This window comes from Brevundimonas sp. GW821-FHT10A07, assembly GCF_059415785.1.
This window is the reverse complement of the sequence record NZ_JBWKNX010000003.1, coordinates 155,970-181,044: the sequence shown is the minus strand read 5'-3', so window position 1 is coordinate 181,044 and position 25,075 is coordinate 155,970. Positions and strand designations below refer to the sequence as shown.

The 25,075-nt window shown below is 67.6% G+C and carries 28 protein-coding genes; 10 read left to right on the top strand and 18 right to left on the bottom strand.

Going from position 1 to position 25,075, the window contains the following annotated elements:
- The 5 genes from fliG to AC07NC_RS03805 form a co-directional block, all read right to left on the bottom strand.
- Positions 1–1,035, bottom strand: coding sequence for a flagellar motor switch protein FliG (gene fliG / locus AC07NC_RS03825; RefSeq protein WP_008262778.1), 1,035 nt, complete (start codon positions 1,033–1,035; stop codon positions 1–3).
- On the bottom strand, positions 1,035–2,672 hold the full coding sequence (fliF, locus tag AC07NC_RS03820; RefSeq protein ID WP_008259645.1) for a flagellar basal-body MS-ring/collar protein FliF: 1,638 nt from the start codon (positions 2,670–2,672) through the stop codon (positions 1,035–1,037). The genes fliG and fliF overlap by 1 nt, the downstream gene beginning before the upstream one ends.
- A 96-nt stretch (positions 2,673–2,768) precedes the next feature.
- Positions 2,769–3,812, bottom strand: a complete 1,044-nt coding sequence (locus AC07NC_RS03815; RefSeq protein ID WP_494568636.1) for an alpha/beta fold hydrolase — start codon at positions 3,810–3,812, stop codon at positions 2,769–2,771.
- The gene (locus AC07NC_RS03810; RefSeq protein ID WP_494568635.1) at positions 3,809–4,417 is read right to left on the bottom strand and encodes a uracil-DNA glycosylase family protein; all 609 of its coding nucleotides are present in this window, start codon (positions 4,415–4,417) and stop codon (positions 3,809–3,811) included. Before AC07NC_RS03810 ends, AC07NC_RS03815 begins: the two co-directional genes overlap by 4 nt.
- On the bottom strand, positions 4,407–4,709 hold the full coding sequence (locus AC07NC_RS03805) for a DUF3253 domain-containing protein (RefSeq protein ID WP_035305639.1): 303 nt from the start codon (positions 4,707–4,709) through the stop codon (positions 4,407–4,409). The genes AC07NC_RS03810 and AC07NC_RS03805 overlap by 11 nt, the downstream gene beginning before the upstream one ends.
- Before the next feature lie 47 nt (positions 4,710–4,756).
- Between AC07NC_RS03805 and AC07NC_RS03800 the strand changes: the two genes are divergently transcribed.
- The gene (locus AC07NC_RS03800) at positions 4,757–5,191 is read left to right on the top strand and encodes a PaaI family thioesterase (protein WP_008262173.1); all 435 of its coding nucleotides are present in this window, start codon (positions 4,757–4,759) and stop codon (positions 5,189–5,191) included.
- Here the strand turns inward: AC07NC_RS03800 and AC07NC_RS03795 are convergent.
- From AC07NC_RS03795 to AC07NC_RS03765, 7 genes are all read right to left on the bottom strand, one after another.
- Positions 5,175–5,807 carry a YoaK family protein gene (locus tag AC07NC_RS03795; RefSeq protein ID WP_008258710.1) on the bottom strand — a complete coding sequence of 211 codons (633 nt, stop codon included), beginning with the start codon at positions 5,805–5,807 and terminating at the stop codon, positions 5,175–5,177. The two genes, AC07NC_RS03800 and AC07NC_RS03795, sit on opposite strands and share 17 nt — an antisense overlap.
- Before the next feature lie 12 nt (positions 5,808–5,819).
- Positions 5,820–6,440 carry a glutathione S-transferase family protein gene (locus AC07NC_RS03790; protein WP_494568634.1) on the bottom strand — a complete coding sequence of 207 codons (621 nt, stop codon included), beginning with the start codon at positions 6,438–6,440 and terminating at the stop codon, positions 5,820–5,822.
- A 26-nt stretch (positions 6,441–6,466) separates the two neighbouring features.
- Positions 6,467–7,741 (bottom strand): NupC/NupG family nucleoside CNT transporter, encoded by a 1,275-nt coding sequence (locus AC07NC_RS03785; RefSeq protein ID WP_035305644.1) that lies wholly within the window; start codon positions 7,739–7,741, stop codon positions 6,467–6,469.
- A gap of 83 nt (positions 7,742–7,824) precedes the next feature.
- Positions 7,825–8,253 (bottom strand): DoxX family protein, encoded by a 429-nt coding sequence (locus AC07NC_RS03780; RefSeq protein ID WP_494568633.1) that lies wholly within the window; start codon positions 8,251–8,253, stop codon positions 7,825–7,827.
- A complete protein-coding gene (locus AC07NC_RS03775; protein WP_494568632.1) occupies positions 8,250–9,014 on the bottom strand; it encodes an HvfC/BufC family peptide modification chaperone in 765 nt (254 codons plus the stop codon). The genes AC07NC_RS03780 and AC07NC_RS03775 overlap by 4 nt, the downstream gene beginning before the upstream one ends.
- Positions 9,011–9,859, bottom strand: a complete 849-nt coding sequence (bufB, locus tag AC07NC_RS03770; protein WP_494568631.1) for an MNIO family bufferin maturase — start codon at positions 9,857–9,859, stop codon at positions 9,011–9,013. Before bufB ends, AC07NC_RS03775 begins: the two co-directional genes overlap by 4 nt.
- Positions 9,859–10,152: a BufA1 family periplasmic bufferin-type metallophore gene (locus AC07NC_RS03765; RefSeq protein WP_183198133.1), complete on the bottom strand. Its 294-nt coding sequence runs from the start codon at positions 10,150–10,152 to the stop codon at positions 9,859–9,861. The genes bufB and AC07NC_RS03765 overlap by 1 nt, the downstream gene beginning before the upstream one ends.
- Positions 10,153–10,304: 152 nt before the next feature.
- Between AC07NC_RS03765 and AC07NC_RS03760 the strand changes: the two genes are divergently transcribed.
- Both AC07NC_RS03760 and AC07NC_RS03755 read left to right on the top strand, forming a co-directional pair.
- Positions 10,305–10,847, top strand: a complete 543-nt coding sequence (locus AC07NC_RS03760) for a sigma-70 family RNA polymerase sigma factor (protein ID WP_035305656.1) — start codon at positions 10,305–10,307, stop codon at positions 10,845–10,847.
- A complete protein-coding gene (locus AC07NC_RS03755) occupies positions 10,837–11,472 on the top strand; it encodes an NrsF family protein (protein WP_494568630.1) in 636 nt (211 codons plus the stop codon). The genes AC07NC_RS03760 and AC07NC_RS03755 overlap by 11 nt, the downstream gene beginning before the upstream one ends.
- Before the next feature lie 7 nt (positions 11,473–11,479).
- On the opposite strand, the gene AC07NC_RS03750 is transcribed toward AC07NC_RS03755, so the two are convergent.
- Complete coding sequence (locus tag AC07NC_RS03750; RefSeq protein WP_008262906.1) at positions 11,480–12,358, bottom strand: branched-chain amino acid aminotransferase; 879 nt, start codon at positions 12,356–12,358, stop codon at positions 11,480–11,482.
- Positions 12,359–12,446: 88 nt separating this feature from the next.
- On the opposite strand from AC07NC_RS03750, the gene AC07NC_RS03745 reads away from it, so the two are divergent.
- The 3 genes from AC07NC_RS03745 to AC07NC_RS03735 all read left to right on the top strand — a co-directional run bounded on the left by AC07NC_RS03745 (position 12,447) and on the right by AC07NC_RS03735 (position 15,163).
- On the top strand, positions 12,447–13,178 hold the full coding sequence (locus AC07NC_RS03745) for a response regulator (RefSeq protein WP_369733943.1): 732 nt from the start codon (positions 12,447–12,449) through the stop codon (positions 13,176–13,178).
- A gap of 16 nt (positions 13,179–13,194) precedes the next feature.
- The gene (locus AC07NC_RS03740; RefSeq protein ID WP_008264280.1) at positions 13,195–14,562 is read left to right on the top strand and encodes an ATP-binding protein; all 1,368 of its coding nucleotides are present in this window, start codon (positions 13,195–13,197) and stop codon (positions 14,560–14,562) included.
- A 124-nt stretch (positions 14,563–14,686) separates the two neighbouring features.
- Positions 14,687–15,163 (top strand): hypothetical protein, encoded by a 477-nt coding sequence (locus AC07NC_RS03735; protein ID WP_372705066.1) that lies wholly within the window; start codon positions 14,687–14,689, stop codon positions 15,161–15,163.
- Between the two features lie 48 nt (positions 15,164–15,211).
- Here AC07NC_RS03735 and AC07NC_RS03730 read toward each other — a convergent pair whose 3' ends face one another.
- The 3 genes from AC07NC_RS03730 to AC07NC_RS03720 all read right to left on the bottom strand — a co-directional run bounded on the left by AC07NC_RS03730 (position 15,212) and on the right by AC07NC_RS03720 (position 16,909).
- Positions 15,212–16,018, bottom strand: coding sequence for a pyrroline-5-carboxylate reductase family protein (locus tag AC07NC_RS03730; protein WP_494568629.1), 807 nt, complete (start codon positions 16,016–16,018; stop codon positions 15,212–15,214).
- Positions 16,018–16,521, bottom strand: a complete 504-nt coding sequence (locus AC07NC_RS03725; RefSeq protein ID WP_008260608.1) for a type III secretion system chaperone family protein — start codon at positions 16,519–16,521, stop codon at positions 16,018–16,020. The genes AC07NC_RS03730 and AC07NC_RS03725 overlap by 1 nt, the downstream gene beginning before the upstream one ends.
- A gap of 76 nt (positions 16,522–16,597) precedes the next feature.
- Positions 16,598–16,909 carry an accessory factor UbiK family protein gene (locus AC07NC_RS03720; protein ID WP_494568628.1) on the bottom strand — a complete coding sequence of 104 codons (312 nt, stop codon included), beginning with the start codon at positions 16,907–16,909 and terminating at the stop codon, positions 16,598–16,600.
- Between the two features lie 175 nt (positions 16,910–17,084).
- On the opposite strand from AC07NC_RS03720, the gene lgt reads away from it, so the two are divergent.
- The 3 genes from lgt to pgeF are packed head-to-tail and all read left to right on the top strand — an operon-like array spanning position 17,085 to position 19,803.
- A complete protein-coding gene (gene lgt, locus AC07NC_RS03715) occupies positions 17,085–17,954 on the top strand; it encodes a prolipoprotein diacylglyceryl transferase (protein WP_292147785.1) in 870 nt (289 codons plus the stop codon).
- Positions 17,951–19,036 (top strand): class I SAM-dependent methyltransferase, encoded by a 1,086-nt coding sequence (locus AC07NC_RS03710; protein ID WP_494568627.1) that lies wholly within the window; start codon positions 17,951–17,953, stop codon positions 19,034–19,036. Before lgt ends, AC07NC_RS03710 begins: the two co-directional genes overlap by 4 nt.
- Positions 19,033–19,803 carry a peptidoglycan editing factor PgeF gene (gene pgeF / locus AC07NC_RS03705; protein WP_494568626.1) on the top strand — a complete coding sequence of 257 codons (771 nt, stop codon included), beginning with the start codon at positions 19,033–19,035 and terminating at the stop codon, positions 19,801–19,803. The genes AC07NC_RS03710 and pgeF overlap by 4 nt, the downstream gene beginning before the upstream one ends.
- A gap of 193 nt (positions 19,804–19,996) precedes the next feature.
- Here the strand turns inward: pgeF and lpxC are convergent, their stop codons facing one another.
- The gene (lpxC, locus tag AC07NC_RS03700) at positions 19,997–20,896 is read right to left on the bottom strand and encodes a UDP-3-O-acyl-N-acetylglucosamine deacetylase (protein WP_426024875.1); all 900 of its coding nucleotides are present in this window, start codon (positions 20,894–20,896) and stop codon (positions 19,997–19,999) included.
- Positions 20,897–21,085: 189 nt separating this feature from the next.
- The gene (gene ftsZ, locus AC07NC_RS03695; protein ID WP_492071294.1) at positions 21,086–22,681 is read right to left on the bottom strand and encodes a cell division protein FtsZ; all 1,596 of its coding nucleotides are present in this window, start codon (positions 22,679–22,681) and stop codon (positions 21,086–21,088) included.
- Positions 22,682–22,918: 237 nt separating this feature from the next.
- Between ftsZ and AC07NC_RS03690 the strand changes: the two genes are divergently transcribed.
- On the top strand, positions 22,919–25,024 hold the full coding sequence (locus tag AC07NC_RS03690) for an alpha/beta hydrolase family protein (RefSeq protein ID WP_494568625.1): 2,106 nt from the start codon (positions 22,919–22,921) through the stop codon (positions 25,022–25,024).
- The last annotated feature ends 51 nt before the right edge of the window (positions 25,025–25,075 follow it).

The following is a 25,075-nucleotide window of genomic DNA, read 5'->3' as shown; positions in this document are numbered from 1 at the left end:
TCAGTAGATCAACTCGTCGTCGGTGCCCTGGCCGGCCAGCATGATCTCGCCGCGGGCGGCCAGATCCTTGGCCACCTGCACCATGGCCATCTGAGCGGTGTCGACGTCCTTCAGCCGGACCGGCCCCATGGATTCCATGTCCTCGCGCATGATCTTGGAGGCGCGTTCGGACATGTTGGAGAAGAACATCTCGCGCAGGGGCTCCGACGCGCCCTTCAGGGCCAGGCCCAGGGAGTCCTTGTCCACCGCCCGCAGCAGCGTCTGCACGCCGCCGGGGTCCAGCTTGGACAGATCCTCGAACACGAACATCAGGGCGCGGATCCGTTCGGCGGATTCGCGGCTGCGCTCTTCCAGAGCGCCGATGAAGCGCGCCTCGGTCTGGCGATCGAAACTGTTGAAGATGTCGGCCATCATCTCGTGGCTGTCGCGCTTGGAGGTGCGCGCCAGGTTCGACATGAATTCGGTCCGCAGCGTCGCCTCGATCTTGTCCAGGATCTCGCGCTGGACCGGCTCCATCCGCAGCATCCGCTGCACGCATTCCAGGGCGAAATCTTCCGGCAGTGCGGTCAGCACGCGGGCGGCGTGGTCCGAACGCACCTTGGACAGGATGACGGCGACGGTCTGCGGGTATTCGTTCTTCAGATAGTTGGCGAGAACCGCCTCGTTCACATTGCCCAGCTTGTCCCACATGGTCCGGCCGGCCGGACCTCGGATCTCCTCCATCAGGCCATCGACGCGGTCCTTGGGCAGGAAGGCGGCCAGCAGCCTCTGGGTCTGTTCATAACTGCCCATGACCGAGCCCGAGCCGGCCAGGCCCGAGACGAATTCGATCATCAGGGCCTCGACCGCCTCGGCGGTGACATTGCCCAGGGTGGCCATGGCCTGGGAGATCTCCTTGACCTCCTCGTCGTCCAGCCGTTCCCACAGGGCGGTGTGCTCCTCGCCCAGAGCCAGCAGGATGACGGCCGCCTTTTCAGGCCCCGTCAGCTTGTTGGGATCGTCGATCGACAGCTTCTTGGTCACGAGCTTGGCCATCAGCCTTCGGCCACCCAGTTGCGCAGGATCCCGGCGGCCTCATCCGGGTGCGCCTGGACGAAATCCGCGACCTTCTTGACCGAAGACGCCTTCACCTGACCCTCGATACGGGCGATGTCGATCTTCTGATCCATCTCGTTCGGGGCCGGCAATTGCACCAGCTGGGGCTGACCGTCGGCGCCGATGACGGTCGTCGTCACCGTGGCCACGGGCAGGCCGGCGGGGGCTGCGGCCACAGCCCCAGGCGCCGCGCCGCCCGCCGTCTTCAGAAGCGGACGCAGCACGAAGAAGATCAGCAGCAACGCCACGACGGCCAGGATGCCCAGTTCGATCAGACGCATCACGTCGGTGCGGGAGAAGTCCAGCAGCGACGACTTGCCTTCCAGACCGCCGGCGATGCCGGTGTCGTGGTTGAAGCGGACGTTGATCACCTCGATCTTGTCGCCCCGCGCCTCGTCGATGCCTGCGGCGGCGGCGACCAGGGACTTGATCTGGGCGATCTCCTCGGCGGTCCTCGGCGCATAGGTCGGCTCGCCCTTGCCGTCTGCGGCCGGGGTCCACTTGCCGTCGACGGCGACGGCGACGGCGAGTTTCTTGACCTCGCCCGGCTCCTTGGTCGTCGTGGTCGTGGTGTTCGAGATCTCGTAATTTGTCGTCTCGGCGTTTTCCGCACTGGTCGCGCCGGCCGGCGTGGTGGCAGGCGGCGCGCCGCCGGGGATGTTGTTGGCGGCCGTCACGCCGCCGTCGTTCTGGCCCGTGGTGTCCGAGGATTGCGAGCCGTTGGCGGTGGTCGAGCGCACGACCTGACCGTCGGGATCGAACTTCTGCTCCTGGGTGGTGGAACGGCTCTGATCGATGTCGGCCGTGACCTGGACGCGCGCAGCGCCGATGCCGACCACGCCTTCGACGATATCCTTGATCCGCGACTGCAGCTGGGCCTCGGTATTGCCCTTGGTCTCGGCGGCGGAGGCGGACGAGAAGGTTCCGTCATCGGACCCGGCCGCCAGGGTGCGGTTGTTTTGATCGGCGACGGTGACGCGGTCAGGCTTCAGGTTCGGCACGGACGAGGCCACCAGGTTGCGGATCGCCCGCACCTGGTCAGGCGTCAGATCCCGACCGCCCAGCCCGACCAGAACGGCCGCTGTGGGATCTCCGGCCGCAGCGGTGAACATCTCGCGACGCGGCATGGTGATGTGGACGCGAGCGGCGGTGATGCCGCGCATGGACATGATGGTGCGCGACAGTTCGCCCTGCAGGGCGCGCTGCTCGTTCAGCTGTTGCTGGAACTCCGTCTGGCCCAGCACCGACTGGTTGTCGAAGATTTCGTAGCCGACCGACCCAGAGGTCACGAGGCCCTTTCCTGCAATCAGCATCCGCGCGGTGCCGACGTCGTCCCGGTTCACCATCACGGTCGAACCGTCGCCCTTGGAGGTGTATTTGATGCCGGCCTGTTGCAGGGCCGTGGTGATCTCGCCGGCCTCGCGCAGATCCAGATTGGAATACAGCAGGGCGTCCGGCGCCTGACCCATGCGCAGCATGACGGCCACCAGCACGGCGGTCACGCCTGCGGCGACGCCGAGGACTGCCGCCAGACGGCCGATCCCGAACTTCTGCAACGCCGCTGTAAAGCCGCCCACGCGTTCCCGCCCCAAACTCGCGGGAGACACTGACGCCCCGCTAGGCAGAAAATGCCGCCTGGATGGTAAACGTCACGTTAAGAGACGTTTACGGGGTCACCGCCGGCTCGCCGCTCGGCCATCGGGAGCGGCCGGCTTCTCCAGCTCCGGCAGCACCGCGGGCGCGCCCGACGGCAACGCCGCGTCGGGATTCCTGAGCCAGGCGGCGACGTCGCGGTAAACGATCTCGGCGTCCAGATCGCGGTTCAGCAGATGCCAGCCGTTCGGATACCAGGCCGTCTTCAGGGCGCCGCCGTCAGCCAGCGCCCGCTCCAGGGCCAGACGCATCGGCCCCCGCTTCACGATCTCGTCGTGCGCGCCATACATCAGCACGGCGTCGCCCCGGATGCGGCCCAGGCTGCGCGACGCCGTCTCCATCAGATCGACCAGGCCGTAGACCGTGTCGAACCGGGTCGCGAGAATGTTCATCGGATCACGCCCGTTGCGGATCAGCTCCAGCGTATTGCTGGAGGCGTGGATGTCGCGGGTGATGAACTCGGGCGGCTCCAGCGCCACATCGCCGAGCGCGCGCGCCGCGATGTTCAGGGCCACGCTGTTCAGCGGCCCTTGGGTCGACCACCCCCAGACCCCCGGCGCCAGCAGCACCAGCCGGTCGGCGTCCGGCGGATTGTCTGAACCGAAGGCGGCCGCCGCCACCGATCCGCCCATGCTCTCGCCCACCACGGCGATGACGGCGTCGGGATAGCGGGCGCGGGCCAGGGCCGTGACCTCGCGCAGGTCGTCGGTCATCCGCTGCTGTCCAGCCCACACGCCCCGTCCCGGCGCCGCGCCGAAGCCGCGTTGGTCATAGGCCCAGGTCTCGATCCCCTGCTCGGCCCACCACGGCCCCGCCAGACGGAAGCTGGCGTCGTGGTCGTTCATGCCGTGCAGGGCCACGATCACCGCCCAGGGCGCCCGATCGGTCGGCCCCCAGCGCAGATAGGGCAGCCGCGCCCCGTCCGACATGACCAGGGCGCGATCCTCGACGTGAGCGCCGGCGAAGTCCGGCGGCGGCGTCAGCGGCGGCTGGATGTGGGGCGCGGCGCAGGCGGACGCTCCCAAGGTCAGAGCGATGGCGGCGGCGGGGAAGGCGGCTTTCATGCGCGCATCCTTGCGGGGGGCGTCAAAATCGAACGCACCCGTTCCCGCAGATAGGGGGCCACCTCGTCCTCGAACCAGGGGTTCTTCCTCAGCCAGGCCGTGTTGCGCCAGGATGGATGCGGCAGGGCCAGAATGTCCGGCGCATAGTCCCGCCAGGCCCGTACGGTCTCCGTCATGTTCCGCTTCGCCCGCTCGCTCAGCGCCCAGGCCTGGGCGTAGCCGCCGACCAGCAGGGTCAGCTCCATCTGCGGCAGGGCCTCCAACAAGGACGGCCGCCACAGGTCGGCGCACCGGCTCGGCGGCGGATGGTCGCCCCCTTTCGGGGCCGTGCCCGGATAGCAGAAGGCCTGGGCCGCCACGCCGATGCGGCGGTCGGCGTAGAAGGTGTCGTAGTCCACGCCCATCCAGTCGCGCAGCCGGTCGCCCGACGGGTCGGTGAACGGCAGGCCGCTTTCATGCACCCGCCGCCCCGGCGCCTGGCCGCAGATCAGCAGCCGCGTCTCGGAAAAGACCCGCACCACCGGGCGCGGCGTATGCGGCAGCATGCCCGCGCAGGCGCGGCAGGCGCGGATGTCGCTCAGGACTGCGTCGAGATCAGTCGTCATCATCCTCGACGACCGGCGGACGGCGGCTCAGCGCCAGGGCCGTCTCTTCCTCGGTCGGCTGGCGCAGACGCGTCACCCCTCGGAAATTGTCCGGATCGACCGGCTTGCCCTTCTTGGTGATGGTCAGCTTGCCCTGGCGCATCAGGCTCAGGGCGAGGGCGCGCACCTTGGGCAGCATGCGCTGCCACTGCTCGGGCTGTAGCTCTTTGGCCACTTCAGCCGGCTCGATGCTCTTGCCGGGCTCCAGCCCGGCGATTTTGTTCAGGATTGCGGTTTCGATCGGATCGCTCATTGCGCCTATATGCTGCACAGCGAGACCAGAAGTAAGGCCGAGTCGTCATGCCGAAGAAAATCACCGTCACCGAGGGCGAATTCGCCGGCTGGCAGACCTATGACCTCCACGACACCTTCGACGTCGTGGTGGGGCCCTTCTACGGCAAGCTCGATCCTGACGGTCACATGCGCTGCGCCTTCCGCGCCGAGCAGAAGCACATGAACGCCGGCGGGCGGATGCATGGCGGATGCCTGATGACCTTCGCCGACATCGCCATGTTCCAGATCGCCTATCAGGAGATGGAGGGCGCCTCGGGCGTCACGGTCCAGTTGGACTCCACCTTCATCGACGGCGCCTATGTCGGCGAACTGATCGAGGCGACCGGCCAGGTCACCAAGGCGGGCAAGAGCCTGATCTTCGTGCGCGGCCAGATCAACACGGGGGAGCGGCTGCTGATGACCTTCTCGGGCGTGATCCGCAAGTTCACGCCGCGCGGTTGAGCCGCACGATCAGGGCCATAAGCACGGCGAAACCGGCGGCGGGCCACAGGGCCGCCAGTCCCAGACGGCCGAAGGTCAGGGCGCCCAGCACCGCCCCGAAGCTCAGCCCTGCCCACAGGGTCAGATAGGCCTTGTAGGCGTATCGGTCTCCGCCCTTCACAGCGCCGGCCAAGGCCTGCCCCAGCTTGACCAGGGTTCCGGTCATATAGGTCAGGCTGACCCCGACCTCTCCGTTTCTCAGGAAGACCGAGTTCTCGGCGCCCATGGCCATGACCATCAGACCGACGGCGGCAGGCGTCAGCCCCGCGCCCGCCGCAGCGGCGGCCAGCGCCAGCAGCAAGGCCTCAAACATCAGCACCCGACTACGCGAGCGTACGTCCTCGCCGCCCGCGACCAGGGCGCCGGCGAAGGATCCCAGAACGAACAGGCCGAGTATGGCGGCCAGATGCGCCGCCGCCGGCCACTGTCCCTCGGCCACGCTGGCGGCGAACCGGGTGGAGTTCCCGCTCATGAAGGAGACGAAGACGCCGCCCAGATGCAGAAAGCCCAGACTGTCCACATAGCCCGCCAACCCCGCCAGCAGCAGGGCCAGCCAACGATCCGAAGGCGTCAGCAACCGCAAGGCCGTTCAGACCCCGGCCTTGGCCGCCGGTCGGTCTCGGCAGGCGTCGAACCAGCGGTGAAGGTGCTCGAACTCGGCCGGGGGGCGATAGCGAACCATCCGCGCGAAATCCAGGCCGACCACCGCGACGATGTCGGCGATGGTGAACCGGTCCAGGGCGATGAACTCCCGCTCGGCCAGATGCCGGTCCAGGGTCTTCATGAACCGCTCCGCCGACAGCCGGTTGTAGTCGGCCACCTGGGGAATCTGCACCGCCTCCAGCGCCGCCAGGGCCGGATGCGAGTGGCGCACGTTCAGCATGATCGGGTTGGACAGATAGAATTCGCACCGGCGGGTCCACATCTCGACCACCGCCTGTTCGCGCGCATCGCGACCGAACAGATTGGGTTCCGGATACAGGGCCTCCAGGTAGCGGCCGATGGCCACGGATTCCGAAATGGTCGTGCCGTCGTCCAGCTCCAGCGCCGGCAGGTGGGGCACCCCGACCTTGTCGCGATATTCCGGCTTCTTGTGATCACCCGTCAGAATGTCGATCTCGACCAGTTCGACGTCCTCGACGCCCTTCTCGGCCATGACCCAGCGGACCCGGCGCGGATTGGGCGCGCGGTGCGAGGTGTAGAGCTTCATCGGACGCCTCCGTTCTTTTGAAAAACCTACTGCCCGAACACCGCCGCTGGCAAGGCGCCGACGACGGCCGCGCTCATCAGGGTGGCCATGAAGCCGGCGAACAGGGCCTTCCAGATCAGGCTCAGCACCTCGTGCCGGCGTTCAGGCATCAGCACCGACAGACCGGTCACGGTGATGCCGACCGAGCCGATATTGGCGAAGCCGCACAGGGCGTAGGTCATCAGCATCCGCGTCCGCTCGCTCATCGCCTCGGCCGGCAGCTTGCCCAGATTGATGAAGGCCACGAACTCGGTCAGGGTCAGTTTGACGCCCAGCAGCCAGCCGCCCAGGGCCGCCTCGCGCGCCTCGATCCCGATCAGCCAGGCGAAGGGGGTGAACAGGACGCCCAGGATCCGCTCGACCGTCAGCGGCTCGCCGAAGATGATGATGCCGCCCAGCATCAGGTTGACCAGGGCCACCAGGGCCACGAAAACGATCAGCACGGCCGAGATGTTCAGCACCACCATCAGGCCGTCCGACGTGCCCTTGGAGATGGCGTCGATGGCACTGTCATACTTCAGGGCCGAGTCATAGCTGATCGACTGGATGGCCTCCTTGTCCGGCTCGGGCACGATGATCCGCGCCAGCAGCACCCCGGCCGGGGCCGAAACGATGGAGGCGACCAGGACGTGGCCGGCGGCGTTGGGCAGGGTCTGGGACAGGATGCTGGCGTAGGCGACCATGGTCGAACCGGCCACGGTCGCCAGACCCACGGTCATCATCAGGAAGATCTCGGACCGGCTCAGCTTGTCCAGATAGGCCTTGATGACGATGGGGCTCTCGATCGTGCCCAGGAAGATGTTGGCCGCCACCGCCAGGGCCGAGGCGCCGCCCAGGCCCATGGTGCGCTGGAACAGCAGGCCGAAGCCGCGGATCAACCACTTCAGGATCTTCCAGTGCCACAACAGGGCCGACAGGGCCGAGATCACCATGATCAGCGGCAGGACGTTGAAGGCGAAGGTGAACAGCGCCCCCTCGTTCTGAACCGCATAGGGCTGGTCCCCGCCGGCCAGATAGCCGAACACGAACCGCGTCCCCTGGGCCGTCGCAACCGCCAGCCCGTCGATGGCGCCCGTCACCGCCGCCAGCACCGTGCGCGACCCCGGAATGCCGAACAGCGCCAGCACCAGCCCGGCCTGAACCGCCACGGCGCCCAGGGCCAGCTTCCAGGGAAAGACACGGCGGTTCTCTGAAATCGCCCAGCACAGGGTGATGATGACGACCAGGCCGAACAGGCTCTGGAGGTTCAGAAGGCTGAACATGAAAGATGGATCCCTGACCGGCCCGCGCCGGCTTCATCCGCTTCAAGGACAAAGTGACGCGGCTGACAAGGGGCGTGCGCGTATCAGTCGATCTTCAGCACACGGTCCAGACTGATCGCACCCGGCCCGCGCGCGATCAGATAGGCCAGCGGTCCGGCCCAAAGCAGGTGGACAGGCCAGCCGCCCGGCTCGACGAAGACCTGGATCACCAGGGTCATGAACAGCAGGCCCGCCGCCGCCGGCCGCGTCGCCAGACCCAGCACGATCAGGATCGGCGCCAGATGTTCGGCATAGGTCGCCAGATGCGCCGCCAGGTCAGCGGGCAGCAGGGGCAGGCGGTATTCCTCGGCGAACAGGTAGCGCGTCGAGGGCGTGATCGTCAGCAGTCCCTCGACCTTGGTCCGCCCCGACAGGAAGAAGGGCGTGGCGATCCCGACGCGCAGCAGCAGGGCCAGACCGGCCTCGGGCACGGCGGCGGTGATGCGTCGGTGAATATTCGCGATACGGTTCATGATCGGTCCTTCGGGATCGAGGGTGAAGTGAAGACGCCGAGCGCGATGAGGCCGGCGAAGAGGGCGGACAAATCCAGACCGGGCGAGGCGGCCTGGGCCGCAGCCGCAGCGACGCCGAACGGCCGGTTGAGGCGGCAGGCGTCCAGAAAGACCCATTCCGCGCGACTCAACCGCCGCGCCTGCACCTCGGCGCCCGAGCGGTGCACCAGCAGACCTTCAGCCTCGGCCCGCCATTCAAGAGACGCGTCCGGGGACGGATAGCGATGCGCGAGCCAGAGCGAGGGCGCCGTCCACTCGAACCAGAACAGCCGGACCGATGGGTGCAGAGCCGCCGTCGCCCCCGCCAGGGCGGGTCCGAGCGCGGCGGCCTCCTGCGCCTCTAACGGCGCCGCATCCTCCGCGAGATGGGCCTGGGTCCAGGCCCGGTCCAGCCGGGCGCAGGGCGCCAGATAGGTCATGTCCCGCGCCGGCTCGAAGCGGGCCAGCCAGTCGGGAAAGCCTGCGCCGTAGTCAGCCATGACCGGCCTATCGCCCGGCTGTTCTGCGACGAAGGCGGCGGCGGCGGCGCGGAACCAGTCCTCGCCGACCATCTGCAACACGGTGGGATAATTGGCCTCCAGGGCGTCGATCCGCCCCTTGATCGTCGTGTTGCGATAGACGGCCAGAGCCCCCAGCGTCCGGTCGCCCGGCTCCAGGTGCGGCCATAAAGGCTCCAGATCGCCGGTCAGCGCCCTGTCGAAAGCAGCGTGAAACCCGGTCACGCCAAGGCCTCCACGGCGGTCATCGCTGCGGCGGCGCGCGCCTGTTCGGCCAGAAGGACCGGAAATTCGGGAATATCGCCGTCACGCTCCACCAGGGTCGGCCGAGGGCCGATGCGCGCGATCAGACGGTCATAGAGCGTCCAGACGGTCTCGGACACGGGGGCGTCGTGGCTGTCGATCAGCAGGGCCTCGCTCCAGACCGGATCGGGGCGATGGCCCGCAAGATGGATTTCGCCCACCAGCTCGCCGGGCACGGCGTCCAGCCAGGCCTCGGCGGAGAAGCCCATGTTCGAGGCGCTGACATGAACGTTGTTGACGTCGATCAGCAGGCCGCACCCGGTCCGTCGGGCGATCTCGACCAGAAACTCGACCTCGTCCCACTCATGACCGGCCAGGGCCAGATAGGCGGACGGGTTCTCGATCAGCAGCCGCCGCCCCAGGACGCGCTGCGCCTCGTCGACATGGTCGCACACCAGGTTCAGCATCTCGCGGCTGCGCGGGACAGGCAGGAGATCGGGATGATAGACGCCGACGCGCCGCGACCAGGCCAGGTGTTCGGACACCACAAAGGGCTCGAACCGGTCGATCAGGGCGCGGAAACGGGCCAGATGGTCGCGGTCCGGGCGTTCATCTCCAGCCAGGGACAGGCCGACCCCGTGCAGAGACAGCGGGCGAACGGCGCGCACCGCCTCCAGCCAGCTCAGGCGGGGGCCGCCCGCGACCATGTAGTTCTCGGGATGAACCTCGAACCACAGGCCGCGCTGGGCTCCGGCCGCCGGACAGGCCGCGGCCTCCGAATAGTGCTGGGGCTTCAGGCCCAGCCCGGCGGTCGGAGCGGCGGACATCAGCGGTTCGCGATCGGGGTCAGCGAGCCATGGCCCTTGGGCGTCTGGATCGAGGCGCAGGTGCCCTTGGCGACCAGTTTCCAGGCATTGCCCTGATAGTCGCGCACCGAGGTGCCGGCGCAGGTGGTGCCGGGCCCGGCGGCGCAGTCGTTCTGGCCGGCCTTGGCCACGCCATAGCATTTCTCCATGGCGTTTTCCTGCTGGGCCGTAGGCCGGTTCTGCGCGGCGGCGGCGTTGGCGCCCAGGGCCAGCAAGGCGCCGGCGCCGACCAGGATCTTGGCGGAGATATTCATGGGACGATTTCCTGTGTGACAGCCGTCCGGGGCGGAGCGGCCTGACAGCAGAGGTTTCGGTCCCGGCGCGGCGAAGGTTACGAGAAATATTTCGTCGTCGTCCGCCGCCGGGCGTGTAACCTTCGCCCCGTCCGGCGCGAATGGGATGCTGCGTGGTCGACAAGGAAGCCGAGCTCAAACGTCTGATGTTGCGGGGTCTCGACGGCGACCCCGTGGCCTGGCGCGCCCTGCTGACCGAAATGCGCGGCGCCCTGACCCCCTTCTTCAAACGTCGCCTGACCGGCTGCGAGGCCGATGCGGAGGATCTCGTGCAGGACTGCCTGATCGCCATTCACGCCAAGCGCGCGACCTATGACCGGTCGCTGCCCTTCACGGCCTGGGCCTATGCGATCGCGCGTTACAAGCTGATCGATCATTTCCGCCGCCAGGGCCGCCGTCACGACGTGCCGCTGGAGGAGGCGTCGGTCCTGCTGGCAGATCACACGGTCGAGGACGGCGTCGTCCGCCGGGATCTGAAGAAGGTCCTGTCCATCCTGCCGCTGCGCCAGCGCCGCCTCATCGAGGATGTCCGCGTCGGCGGATTCAGCCTGGCCGAGGCCGCCCAACGCAACGGCTTTACCGAGGGCGCGGCCAAGGTCAGCGTCCACCGCTCCATGAAGACGCTGGTCGCCAGCGTGAACCCAAATGAAGACTGAAGACCTGATCGACGCCCTGGCCGCCGGTATAGAGCCCGTGCGCCCCGCCCGACTGGACCCGGCGCTGCTGGCCTGGGCCGGCGGCGCGGCTGCGGTGGCGGTCATCTTGTTGCTAGGGGCGCGGTCCGACCTGACCCAGGCGCTGCAGGCGCCCACGCCTTGGGTGAAGGCGATCTATACGGCCGCCCTGGCCCAGACGGCGATCTGGCTGGCGACGCGGCTGGGACGGCCCGGCCTGGACCCGCGGCCGGCCCTGTTCGCCCTGCTGGCTGTGGTCGGGATCGCCGTGGCGTGGGGCGGGATCGAGATGGTTCTAACGCCGCCGGACCAACGGATGGCCGGCTGGCTGGGCCAGACCTGGGACATCTGCGGCCGCAACATCGTGCTGGTCTCGGCCTTCGCCGCGCCGCTGGTCTTCCTGTCGGCGCGACGGCTGGCGCCGACACGGCCGACGACGGCCGGTCTGGCGCTGGGCCTGGCGACGGGCGGCATCGCCGCCACCGCCTATGGTCTGCTGCACTGTGGCGAGGCGACCGCCGCCTTCGTCGCCACCTGGTATACGCTGGGGGTCGCGGCCGCCGGCCTGATCGGCGCCGCCGTCGGCCGCTTCGCCCTGCGTTGGTGACGCCGCCTCAGGCCTGGCGGCGCACCAGCCGGCCGTAGGTCTCCATCAGGTCCAGCGACAGGGCGCCCGGCGTGAAGCGATAGTCGCCCACCTCGGCCACCGGCGTCACCTCGACGGCGGTGCCGGTCAGGAAGCACTCCGAGAAGTCCGACAGTTCTTCCGGCAGGATGTCGCGCACCACGACCTCGATCCCCTTGGCCTGGGCGATCTCGATCACCGTCTGGCGGGTGATGCCGTCCAGGATGTGCTCGACCTTGGGCGTGTGCAGCACGCCGTCCTTGACGAAGAAGACGTTGGCGCCGGTGGCCTCGGCCACATAGCCGCGCCAGTCCAGCATCAGGGCGTCGGCGAAGCCGTTCCGCTCGGCTGTGTTCTTGGACATGGTGCAGATCATGTACAGGCCGGCCGCCTTGGCGGTCGTCGGCGCCGTCCTCGGATCGGGGCGGCGCCACTTGGACCATTCCAGACGCAGGCCGCGCGCCTTGACCTCAGGGTCGAAATAGCTGGGCCAGTCCCAGACGGCCACCGCCAGATGGACCTTGTTGTTCAGGGCCGAAACACTGGTCTGTTCCGGGCCGAGATAGGCGACCGGGCGCACGTAGCAGTCCTGCAAGCCGTTTTTGGCGCAGGTTTCGTTACAGATGGCGTCGATTTCAGCGACGCTGTAAGGTATCTCGAAATCGAGCAGGTTCGCGGACCGCTTCAGGCGCTCCGAATGCGGCGTCAGCTTGAAGATTTCGCCGCCGTACATACGCTCACCCTCGAATACCGACGAGCCATAGTGGAGGGCATGGGTCAGAATATGCGTCTTCGTTTCCCGCCAGGGCACGAAATCGCCGTCAAACCAGATCCATCCATCACGATCGTCGAAAGGAACGAAGGCCATTGAAACACGTCTCCTGCAGAAGTCTGTCTGTTAGAGCTCCCCGAATCGCTCAGGTCAACGGCCGGGATCGGGAGAATTGCGGATGAGCATGGCCGAAACGCGCGCATATGGCCGCTCGGGTCCGATCGCCGGGCCGGGCGTGGGTCGCCATCTGCTGATCGTCGACGACGACGACCGCATCCGCGAACTGCTGAAGGAGTATCTGTCGCGCGAGGGTTACCGCGTCACCGGCGCCGCCCACGCGGCGGCGGCCAAGCGGATGATGGAGCTGATCGAGTTCGACCTGGTCGTGCTGGACGTCATGATGCCGGGCGAAAGCGGCCTGGACCTGACCTCCTGGGTTCGCGCCAAGGCCGAGACATCGAAGACGCCGGTCCTGCTGCTGACCGCGCGCGGCGATCCCGAGGATCGGATCGAGGGGCTGTCGCGGGGCGCCGACGACTATATGTCCAAGCCGTTCGAACCGCGCGAACTCGTGCTGCGGATCGAGGCCATCCTGCGCCGCACGGGCGGCAAGCCCATCGGCCCGCGCGAGATCAAGCTGGGCACGGCCGTGTTCGACATGGAACGGCTGGAGCTGATCCGCGACGGCGCGCCCCAGCGCCTGACCGAGGCCGAGGCCCAGTTGCTGAAGACCCTGGCGCTTCACGCCCACGCCCCGGTCGAACGCATGAGCCTGTCGCCCGACACGGCCGACATCACCGGCCGCGCCGTCGATGTTCAGGTCACCCGCTTGCGGCGCAAGCTGGAAGCCGACCCCAAGAACCCGCGCTATCTCCAGACCGTGCGCGGCGTCGGCTATATGCTCGCGCCCGACTGAGCCGGCGACGAACACCATGCGGCTGCTGCCCGCCTATCTGTGGCCGCGCTTTCTGAAGCGGCGCCTGCCGACCTCGCTCTGGGGGCGGTCGCTGCTGATCATCGTCCTGCCGGTGCTGGTCATGCAGGTGGTGGTGACCTGGATCTTCTTCGACGCCCACTGGCAGACCGTGACGGCGCGCCTGTCCGAGGGCCTTGCCGGCGATATCGCCTGGGCCGTCGAGAGCTATGAGGACGACCCCAGCCAACGCAATCTGGAGCGACTGGCCGATCGGGCCGAGCGGTCCATGTCCCTGTCGATCGCGCTGCAGGAGGGGCGAACCCTGCCGACGGAACAGAGGCGCGGCCCCATCGGGGTGGTGGACCGCGTGCTGGACAAGGCGCTGGCGGCCCGACTGGACCGCCCCTACTGGTTCGACACCACCCGCTACCCCGCCTATGTCGACATCCAGGTGCAGGAGCCGCAGGGCGTGCTGCGCATCATCGCCCCGCGCGAGCGCGCCGTGGCCACCCAGGCCCATATCTTCGTGCTGTGGCTGACCATCGCCACCGTCCTGCTGATGGGGGTGGCGATCCTGTTCATCCGCAATCAGGTCCGCGCCATCGAACGCCTGGCCGACGCCGCCGAGGCCTTCGGTCGGGGCGAGACCGTGCCCCGGTTCAAGCCGCACGGCGCGCGCGAGGTGCGCGCCGCCGCCGTGGCCTTCCTGGCCATGCGCGACCGGATCCAGCGCCACATCGACCAGCGCACCGCCCTGCTCGCCTCGGTCAGCCACGACCTGCGCACCCCCCTGACCCGGCTCCGGCTGGAACTGGCCCTGGCCCCGCCGTTCAAGCGTCAGGCCGCCATGCGCGGCGACCTGGACGAAATGGAGCATATGATCGACGAATATCTGGACTTCGCCCGCGGCGAGGCCGGCGAACCGCCCCAACCGGTGTCGATCCTCGACCTGCTGAAGGCGGCGGGCGAAGACGCCAGGCGCGCCGGGGCCGAGGTCGAACTGTCGGTCGCCCAGGGCCTGACCGCCTCGCTTCGCCCGCTCGCCTTCAAGCGCGCCCTGGTCAATCTGGCCGGAAACGCCGCCTCTCACGGCGAGCATGTGCGTCTTTCGGCGCGGTCGCTGGCCTCGGGCGGGCTGGAGATCGCCGTCGAGGACGACGGCCCCGGCATTCCCGAAGATCTGTATGACGAGGCCTTCCGCCCCTTCTCCCGTCTGGACGAGTCCCGCAACCAGAACCGCAAGGGCGTCGGCCTGGGCCTGGCCATCGCCCGCGACGTGGCGCGCGGCCACGGCGGCGACGTCACCCTGGAGCGCAGCGACCTGGGCGGGCTGAAGGCGATCATCCGCGTGCCCGGCCAGGCGACCGTCGTTCCCGCCGCCTGACGGCGTATTTTTTGAACCAGGGCGCTCAAACGGGCGGACGGAGCGAGATTTGGATGTCCGGCGTCTAGCGGAACCGTGCAGGAAGGATCATCTTCATGCCGACAGGGCATGGAGACAAAACACGATGCGTAAACTCGCCTTCTTCGCCCCTTTGGCCGCGGCGCTCGCCGTCGCCGCCATGGCCCAGGCGCAAACCCCCACGGTCAACGTCACCGTCGGCCCCGAACTGCAACGCCAGATCGAGAAACTCGGCGAACGTGAAGTCAACGAACAGATCGACGAATTGAAGGCTGAAGTCGGTCAGGCGCTGGAGCACCGCTATCCGGGCGCCACCGCCAATCTGGTCCTGGTCGACCTGAAGCCGAACCGCCCCACCTTCGAACAGATCCGCCAGACGCCGGGCCTGGACCCGATCCGCAGCGTGTCCATCGGCGGCGCGGCGATCAAGGGCGAGATCGTCACCGCCGACGGCCAGTCCCGGCCGGTGGACTTCTCCTACTTCTCGCCGAACATTCGCGACGTCTGGGGCTTCGGCGTCTGGCATGACGCGGACCGCGCCTTCGGACGTCTGGGCGACCAGATCGAACAGGGCCGATTCTGATCCCGCAGGCCTCTCTCCCGTTTCGCGACGGGAGAGAGGCGTCGGGTTTCAGCCCATCTCGCGGTTTCGCCGCACGGCCGCCGCGACCGTCTCGTCCAGCATCCGCGTCAGGCGGCCCTCCTTCGCCAGGGCGTCCAGCCCGGCGCGGGTCGAGCCGCCCGGCGAGGCGATACGGCCGATCAGGGCCTCCAGATCATCGTCGCCCATCGAATCCGCCGCCGACCGCAGGGTCGCTCGCGCCAGGACGTCGGCGGTCGCCGCGTCCAGGCCGCTGGCCTGACCCGCTCGGGCCAGGGCTTCGGTAAAGGCGTAGAAATAGGCCGCGCCCGATCCGGCCACCGCCGTGGCCGCATCCATCAGGGCCTCGTCCGCCAGAACGACCGTCTCGGCCATCGGCTCGAACAAGGCCCGTCCCAGGGCCTGGGCGCGATCATCCGCCGACCAGATCGAGGCCACGCCGCGCCCGCGCGACACCCCGGTCGTCGGCATCACGCGCACGATGGGCCAGCCGCCGATCCCCTCGGCCAGGGTGGGCGCCGTCACCCCCGCCATGACCGACAGGATCACGGCCTGATCGCTCAGGAAGGGCGCCAGGGGCGTCACCACCTCGCGCCAGATCGCCGGCTTGACCGCCAGAACGATCACGCTTGCCCCGGTCAAGGCCTCCAGCGGCGGATTGATCCGCGCGCCCTGGGCCCGCGCCGCCTCGGCGGCGGGTTTTTCCGACGGACTGAGAATGATGAGATCGGCCGGCGCGACCGTCTCCGTCAGCAGCCAGCCTTCCAGAATGGCCGAGCCCAGCCGGCCGCAGCCCACCAGGACGACAGGTCCCCCGGACCGGACGGACCCCGCCATCAGGCGTTGCCGACGGTCTCGAACAGGCAGGCGTCGATGGCCTCCTGCGGCTTCTTGTTCCCACGCACCATGAAGTCGAACGCGGGGTAATAGCGATCCGCCGCCTCGATGGCCGCATCGATCATCGAGGCCGCCTGGGCCAGGGTCGGGCGTTCGCCCATCGGCAGGGCCAGCGAATGACGGAAGACGATCTCCCCGTCCTCGGCCCAGACCTCGAAATGGCCCATCCAGGTGCGTTGGTTGATCAGGCCGACCAGTTCATAGGCGGCCGTCTTGCGGCTCTTGGCCACACGCAGATCCAGGGCGCAGCACAGCTGAAGACAATCCCCCTCGGGCCGCCAGGCGAACCAAAGCTCGTAATCCTTCCAGTCCCCCGCCAGGGCGAAGGCCAGGTCGCCGTCGTCGGTGCGGTCGAACGGCAGGTTCTCGGCCGTGAGGACATGCTCGACGACCTCAAGCGGGTCGAAGGGCGTGTCCATTTCCTCGGGCCGGGCGATGTCCATCAAGTCTCTCGATTCGCGCTGCGTCCGCGAGAATCGCGGCCGTTAACAGAGTGGTAAGCCTGTTCGCGGATTCGGCTCAACCGGCTGCGTCCCCGGGTTGAGTTCCATCTGTGGACGTTCCCGTCGCGAGCTTGCCGGAAGCCTTGGCGGCGGGCTTGCTGGCAGGTTTCTGGGCCGCCTTCAGTTCGGCGATCTCGGCCCGCAGGGCGGCGATCTCGGCCTTCAGCACATCGAATTCGTCGCGGCGGACCAGGTCCATCTCGGCGGCGATCCGGTCGGTCTGGGCGCGCCAGGCGGTCTTGGCCTCTTCTCCCGCCGCCTGGGCCAGGCCCATGGCGCCGGTGGTCAGTTTGGCGAACTCGTCCAGGATGGGATTGCGGGTCTGCATGGCGGTCTCCGACTTCAACGTCGTTAACGAAGCTTCACCGACTATGGTGAATGAAACCTTTCTTTCTGCTGCTTCGCGGACGCCATCAAGGCGTCGTGATCTTTCTTCACAGGCGACGCAGCCGGCGACGCTTGCTAAACCGCCCTTCTGAGACAGGCTTGCACAGGAACGCCCCTTGCCCTTTCCCGAATTCGATCCGGTCCTGATCCATCTCGGACCGCTTCCGATCCGCTGGTACGCCCTGGCCTATGTCGCCGGCATCGTCCTGGGCTGGTGGTACGCCGCCCGTCTGGTCAAGACCGAACGCCTGTGGGCGCCGGGCAAGCCGCCGATCAACACCACCCAGCTGGACGACCTGGTCCTGTGGATCGTGCTGGGCATCATCCTGGGCGGCCGCCTGGGCTACGCCCTGTTCTACAAGCCGATCATGTACGCCCAGCTGTTCACCGGCCAGACCCTGGGCGAGCGGTTCGAGCTGTTCCAGCTCTGGACCGGCGGCATGAGCTTCCACGGCGGATTCCTGGGCGTCTGCCTGGCCATCGTCCTCTATTCCCGCAGCCAGAAGATCGACATGCTGCGCCTCGGCGACGTCATCGCCCCGGTCGTGCCCATCGGCCTGATGTTCGGCCGCCTGGCCAACTTCATCAACGGCGAGTTGTGGGGTCGCGAGACGACCGTTCCCTGGGCCGTGCGCTTCTGCAACGCCCGTATCCAGCAGATGTACGGCTTCTGCCCCGCCGGCGACGCGCCTCGCCACCCCAGCCAGCTCTATGAGGCGGGCCTTGAGGGGATCGTGCTTCTGTCCATACTGTCGCTGGGCATCTGGAAGTTCGATCTGCTGAAGAAGCCGGGCTATATCACCGGCCTGTTCCTGGTCGGCTACGGCGTCTGCCGCGCCGCGCTGGAGAATGTGCGCGAGCCCGACTTCGGCATGCCCGACTTCCCGCTGGGCCTGACCATGGGGATGATGCTGTCCATCCCGATGATCCTGGTCGGCGGCTGGCTGATCTGGCGCGCCTGGAACCGGCCGCCCGTCCAGGCATGAGCGACGCCGAAACCCTGAAAACCCGTCTGGCGCGCGAGATCGCCCTGACGGGGCCGATGACGGTCGCCGACTATGTCACCCGCTGCCTGCATGATCCCCGGGGCGGCTATTACGCCTCGCGCCCTGCTCTGGGGGAAGGCGGCGACTTCATCACCGCCCCCCTGGTCAGCCAGATGTTCGGCGAACTGATCGGCCTGTGGGCGGTCGAGACCTGGAACCGGCTGGGCGCGCCCGAACGGTTCCGTCTGGTCGAGGTCGGCCCCGGCGACGGAACCCTGATGAGCGACGCCCTGCGCGCCGCCCGCCTGGTCCCCGGCTTCCTCGAAGCCTGCGACCTGATCCTGATCGAGCCCAGCGCGCCGTTGCGGGACCTTCAGGAGAAGGCCCTGGCCGGCGCCGACCTGTCGCCGCGCTGGGTGCGCGACCTGACGCGGATCGAGACCGACACCCCCGTCATCCTGATCGCCAATGAGGTTCTGGACTGTCTGCCCGCACGCCAGTTCGTCCGCACCGATGGCGGCTGGGCCGAACGCCGCATCGGCGTCACCGACGACAATGACCTGATCTTCGGCCTGACCGCGATTTCCGGCGGGTTCGAAAAACCCGGCTTCGACATCGAGCCCGGCGAGGTGTTCGAGATTTCGGAACAACAGGCGATCTTCGGCCGCGACCTGGCCGGGCTGATGAAGGCCGCCTCGGGCGCCGCCCTGCTCATCGACTACGGCCGCGCCCGGCCCGAGGCCGGCGACACGCTTCAGGCCCTGCGCCGCCACCAGAAGGCCGATCCGCTGGACAGTCCCGGCGAGGCCGACCTGACCCAGTGGGCCGACTTCCCGCGCGTGCTTGAGGCCGCCGTCCGCGCCGGCGCCGATGTCACCGGCTGCCTGACCCAGGGCGAGTTCCTGAGACGGCTGGGGATCGAAGCGCGCGCTGAACGGTTGAAGGCGGGACGGCCCGACGCCGCCCCCGTGATCGACCGCCAACTGCATCGCCTGACCGCCGAGGACCAGATGGGAAGCCTGTTCAAGGCCGCCGCGATCTTCTCCCCCCGCACCCTGATCGTGCCGGGGTGGGACCTGTGAGCGACCTGGCCCCCATCACCCATCCGCTGCTGACCGCCGCCGGGTTCGACCACGGCTTCTTCACCCGCGCCGGCGGCGTCTCCACCGGCGTCTATGAAGGGCTGAACGCCGGCGTCGGTTCGAAGGATGATCCCGCATCCGTGGCCGAGAACCGCCGTCGCGTCGCCGCCCATTTCGGCGCCGACGTCAATCATCTGAACGGCTGCTACCAGATCCATTCCGCCGTCGCCCGCGTCGCCGACGGCCCCTGGCAGGGCGACCGGCCCGAGGGCGACGCCGTCGTCACCGCCGAACCCGACCTGTTGTGCTCGGTCCTGACCGCCGACTGCGCGCCTATTCTGCTGGCCGATCCCGAGACGCGGATCGTCGCCGCCGTCCACGCCGGCTGGAAGGGCGCCCTGGGCGGAGTGGTCCATTCCGCTGTCGCGGCCATGCAGGCCCTGGGCGCCGATCCCCGTCACATCCGCGCCGTCGTCGGCCCCTGCATCGCCCCCGCCAGCTATGAGGTCGGCCTCGACTTCCAGGACCGTTTCGCCCACCACGACCCGGGCAGCGAGCGCTTCTTCCTTCCGGGCGAGACCGACGACAAACGCCGGTTCGACCTGCCCGGCTTCGCCCTGTGGCGCCTGCAACAGGCCGGCGTCGGCCAGGCCGTCTGGACCGGCCACGACACCTGCGCCGACGCGGCGCGCTTCTACTCCAACCGCCGGGCGTTCCAGCAGGGCGAACCGGACTTTGGCCGATTGATCAGCGTGATCGGGGTTTAGGCGCGCGCACGATAATCCTCCCTCCCCGTCCGGGGGAGGGGCGTCGCGCAGCGACGGGGTGGGGGCGGCCCGGCAGGGACGCACTATTTCCGAAAAGATAAATCAGTGGACCGGCGCCCTGCCCGTCCCACCCGGCTTCGGCTGCGCCTTCGCCCCCCCTCCCCCGCTGGGGAGGGAAAGGCTGATGCGCTTGTCAGCCCGCCTGCGCCATCTCCGGCACGCGTGTGACCTCGCGCCACGCATGGGGCGCAGCCAGCAGCGCACGGACCAGCTTGTTGTTGACCGCGTGCCCGGCCTTGTAGCCTTCGTAACGACCCAGCAGGGGCGCGCCCAGGACATACAGGTCGCCGATGGCGTCCAGCGCCTTGTGGCGCACGAACTCGCGTTCCATCCGCAGGCCGCCGGGGTTCAGGATCTCGTCGCCGTCGATGACCACGGCGTTCTCCAGCGAGCCGCCGCGGGCCAGACCCGCCTGACGCAGGGCCTCGACTTCATGGGCGAAGCCGAAGGTGCGGCAGGCCATGATTTCCTTGCGGAAGGTCGGCTCGTCCACGACGAAATCGATGATCTGGTTGCCGATCACCGCCGAAGGGAAGTCGATCTCGAACCGCATTTCATAGCGGTCGCACGGCAACAGGGCCGCGTGCTTGTCGCCTTCGGTGACGTGAACCGTCTCCAGGATCTCGATATAGCGCTGCGGCTGCGCCTGGGGACGGAAGCCCGCCCGGTCCAGCAACTGCACGAACTCCAGCGCCGACCCGTCCAGGATCGGCAGTTCCGGCCCGTCCACCTCGACCACGGCGTTCGAAACGCCCAGAGCGCAGAAAGCCGCCATCAGGTGTTCGATGGTCGACAGCCGCACGCCGGCGGCGTTCTCGATCATGGTGTTCAGGCGGGCGTCGACAACGGCCTCGCCCGAGACGGGGATGCGGTTGTCGCGGTCGGTCACGTCGGTGCGCACGAAGACGATCCCCGCCCCCGCAGGCGCAGGACGAACCGCCAGCCGCACCCGGCGGCCGGTGTGCACCCCGACGCCGGCGATGATGGCCGGCGCGATGATGGTGCGCTCGTGATGGTCGTTTCTGACCGACAAACTCAAACTCGCTTCAATCTGATTGGGTCCCGCCTCTAAGTGCGGATTTCGCCCCTCGAGTGATCTAGCCCTGCCCCCGCAAGTGCGAAATGAAAGTCGGGTTTCGGATTGTTTCGTTATGGGACCGTCGCAATTGAAAACGCCCCGAAGCCAGTGGCTTCGGGGCGCGGCTTTCAGAATTTCAGTCGGTCAGTTTGCGAGACGGCGGAGAAAAGAAGGAATCTCCAGATCGTCGTCCGCATGGCCCGTCTCGGGCTCGGCCTGGGCCTGCGGCTGGGCCGCCGACCGCATCTGCGAGGTCGGACGGGGGCTGTAGGTCGGCTCGGGCTGCGGCTGGGCGCGTTTGCCGCGACCAAACAGACTCCAGCCGCTGCGGCGGTGGTCACGGTCGTCGTAGTCATCGACGGCCGGCTCGGGCGAACGGGCGGCGTACAGGTCGCCCTGGGGCTCGGGCGCGCGGCTGGACTGCGCGGCCGGCGCGCGGGTGGTTTCGTACTCCTCGACCCACGGATCAACGATCGGGTCCAGGGCGCGCGAGGTCGGTTCCGCGACGCGGATCACCGGCTCGGGCCGGGGCTCCGGCGCGGGAGGGGATTGAAAGCTGGGGACGACGGGGGCCGCCTCGATCCGGGGCTCAGGACGCGGTTCCGGCGCGCGTTCGGCGCGGACCGGCTCACGGTAGGGTTCGCGGGCGGGCTCGGGGGCACGCGAGGCCTGGGTTCCGTACAGGCCGCCGGCGGAACGGCGCGCGCCGTGATCCGCCAGGGGCGCGGTCTGGGAGGGCGCAGCCGGAGCCGAGGGTTCGGCGCGCTGCACGCCGCTCTCGTCCATGCCGGTGGCGACCACCGAGACGCGGATCTTGCCGTCCAGCGCCGGATCGAAGGCGGCGCCGAAGATGATGTTGGCGTCGCCGTCCACCTCGGCCGAAATGGCGTTGGCGGCCTCGTCGACTTCCAGCAGGGTCATGTCCAGACCGCCGGTGATGTTCACCAGCACGGCCTTGGCGCCCTTCAGCGAGGTCTCGTCCAGCAGCGGGTTGGCGATGGCGTTCTGGGCGGCCAGCAGGGCGCGGTCGTCGCCGGAGGCCTCGCCGGTGCCCATCATCGCCTTGCCCATTTCGGACATGACGGCGCGGACGTCGGCGAAGTCGAGGTTGATCAGGCCCGGCAGGATCATCAGGTCGGTGATCGACCGCACGCCCGAGTGCAGCACCTGGTCTGCCATGCCGAAGGCGTCGGCGAAGGTGGTGCGTTCGTTGGCGACGCGGAACAGGTTCTGGTTCGGAATGACGATCAGGGTGTCGACATAGCGTTGCAGCTCGGCGACGCCCGCGTCGGCCAGGCGCATCCGGTGACGGCCCTCGAAGGTGAAGGGCTTGGTCACGACGCCGACGGTCAGGATGCCGCGATCACGCGCGCATTTGGCGATGACGGGGGCCGCGCCGGTGCCGGTGCCGCCGCCCATGCCACAGGTGATGAACACCATGTGCGCGCCTTCGAGGTGCTGATGGATCTCGTCGGCCGACTCCTCGGCGGCGTTCATGCCGACTTCGGGGTGTGCGCCGGCGCCCAGGCCCTGGGTGATGGTCTCGCCCAACTGGATGCGGCGATCCGTCTTGGCGAAGCTGAGGTGCTGCGCATCGGTGTTGGCCACGACGAACTCGACCCCTTCAAGGCCGGCGTCGATCATGTTGTTCACGGCGTTGCCGCCGGCGCCGCCGACGCCGAACACGACGATACGGGGCTTCAGTTCAGTGTGTTGCGGCTTGACCAATGAGAGCGACATTTCTTTTCCGACCTTCCGACCCTGCCCCCTTCAAACCGATGCGACCGCCCCGCCGAATCACATTGGTTATGAGCGTGTTAATGATTGCGCCCACGAGGGTTAAGAGAAGGTTACGGCGATAATGTGAGTCGGCTTTAAGTGAAGTCCCCTAATCGAAGCCTTGCCGCACAAAACCGGGGAAAAAATCGCTCCAATCGGCCAATTTTCCGTCTCGCCTTGTGGCTGTTGCGCTGACGCTTGCCGTGGGCAGAGCAATTTGGTTCATTGCGGCCACAATTGGGCCGGCGTTCGACCGGTGTGGGGGTTTTTGTAATGTTGAGATTAACGGCCGCAGCGTTCAGCGCTGTTCTCCTACTTGGCTCGACCAGCGGCGTGGCTATGGCGCAGGCGACGACAGGTCCTGCTCCTGCGCCGACAGTCGAGCAGTTCGCCGCCTTCCCGCTCATGTCGAGCTTCACGGTGTCGCCCGACGGAAAACACATCGCAGCCCTACAGGCGCGGGGCGAAGAACGGGTCATTCTGGTCTGGGACGCCGAACACCTGGACCGCGCTCCCACGGTGATCGGCTCATCTCAGATGAAGCTCCAGGGCGTCACATTCGTAAAGAATGACGTGCTCGGCGTCTCGATGTGGCAGCCTTACGACGCCGCACAGGGCACAATCATCAAGACCTTCCTCAGCAAATTTCTGCTCACCGACCTCCAAGGTCGGAACTGGCGCGACCCTATATCGTCGTTCCGCCCTCGCTCGGACGACGAGGCGGAGTTCCTTAAGACACAGAGTCCGTCGGTTCTCGATTCTCTGCCCAACGATCCGGACAATATCCTGATCGAGATCAACGGCGACGTCCTTCGGCTGAACGTCCGTAACAACCGCTCGGAACGCATCCAGCGCTCCAGCGAACGCGTGATTGGCTACGACACCGATCTGAATGGAGATCTGCGGGTCCGCAATATCGCCGACCGCGATGCCGAAGGCTTATACATCGCCACCCAATTCAAGAATGCGGGCGGCGGCTGGGACGAGCACTTCCGTAGCCATGTCAAGAACCGCGAAGTCTTCGCGGTCGCCGGCTTCAGTCCCGATCCGAATATCGCCTATGTCGTCTCCAACCGCAGTCGCGACAAGGCGGCAGTCTTCGAGTACAATATTGCTACACGCCAGCTCGGCGAAGTGGTCTTCGAACACCCGTTGTTCGAGGCGGCCGGCATGAGCATCAACCGCGTCCAGGGCCCGAATTTCGGTGAAGTGCGCTCCTTCAGCTATAGTGGTCCGCGCGGCACCGAATTTCCGATCGCACCTGGTTATGAGAGCCTGATCACTGGCCTCGAGAAGGCTCTAAACATCGAATCCCATCCACTACGCGTCACCGATCCGGCGACAGGGTCGACCCGCACCATCGCCTATCAGACCGACCGCTATATGGAGGTCGCCGCCGCGTCCCAGGACTGGGGCACCGTGGTCGTGTGGTCAGGTGCGTCGAACGATCCCGGCGCCTATTTCATCTTCCGCAACGGTCAACTCACGCCCCTGGGCCAGCCCTTCCCTCAGATCAATCCGGCGACGATCGGCAAGACCGAACTGGTCTACTACAAAGCCCGCGACGGGCTCGACATCCCAGCCTTCCTCAGCAAGCCGCCGGCTGACGTCTTCGGCCCGGGGCCCTATCCGACCGTGATCATGCCCCACGGCGGCCCCTGGGCACGTGACGAGATGACCTGGGACTATTCGTCGTGGCGCGCCATGATGACGTCGCGCGGTTACGCCGTCCTGCAACCCCAGTACCGAGGTTCCGACGGCTGGGGCAAACGCCTCTGGATGGCCGGCGACAACGAGTGGGGCCAGAAGATGCAGGACGACAAGGACGACGGCGCCAAATGGCTGATCGACCAGGGCGTCGCGCAGCGGGGCCGCATCGCCATGTTCGGCTTCTCCTACGGCGGCTATGCCGCCATGGTGGCCGGAATCCGTCCCGAGGGCCTGTATAAATGCGCGATCGCCGGCGCCGGCGTATCGGATCTGACCAAGATCCGGTCCAGCATGTTCCAGAACCCCTATACGCGGGAAGCCCAACGCGACACGGTCAACGGACTTAACCCCATCAGCCGGGCCAACCAGGTCCAGATCCCTATGATGGTTTTCACCGGCGATCGCGATCGCACGGTGACTCAGGATCACTCCGATCTGTTCGTCGGCCGCGCACGCGGCAGCGGCCAGGACATCCAGTACCACCTGATCAAGGACTATGCGCACGGCCCAGCCTGGACCCGCGAGATCATGGCTGAACAACTCGGCTATATCGACGACTATCTGCGCACCGGCTGCGGAGGCTCGGGTCTCTAACCCGGACTATCGCCCGAACGCAAAAGGCCCGCCGTTTGGCGGGCCTTTTTT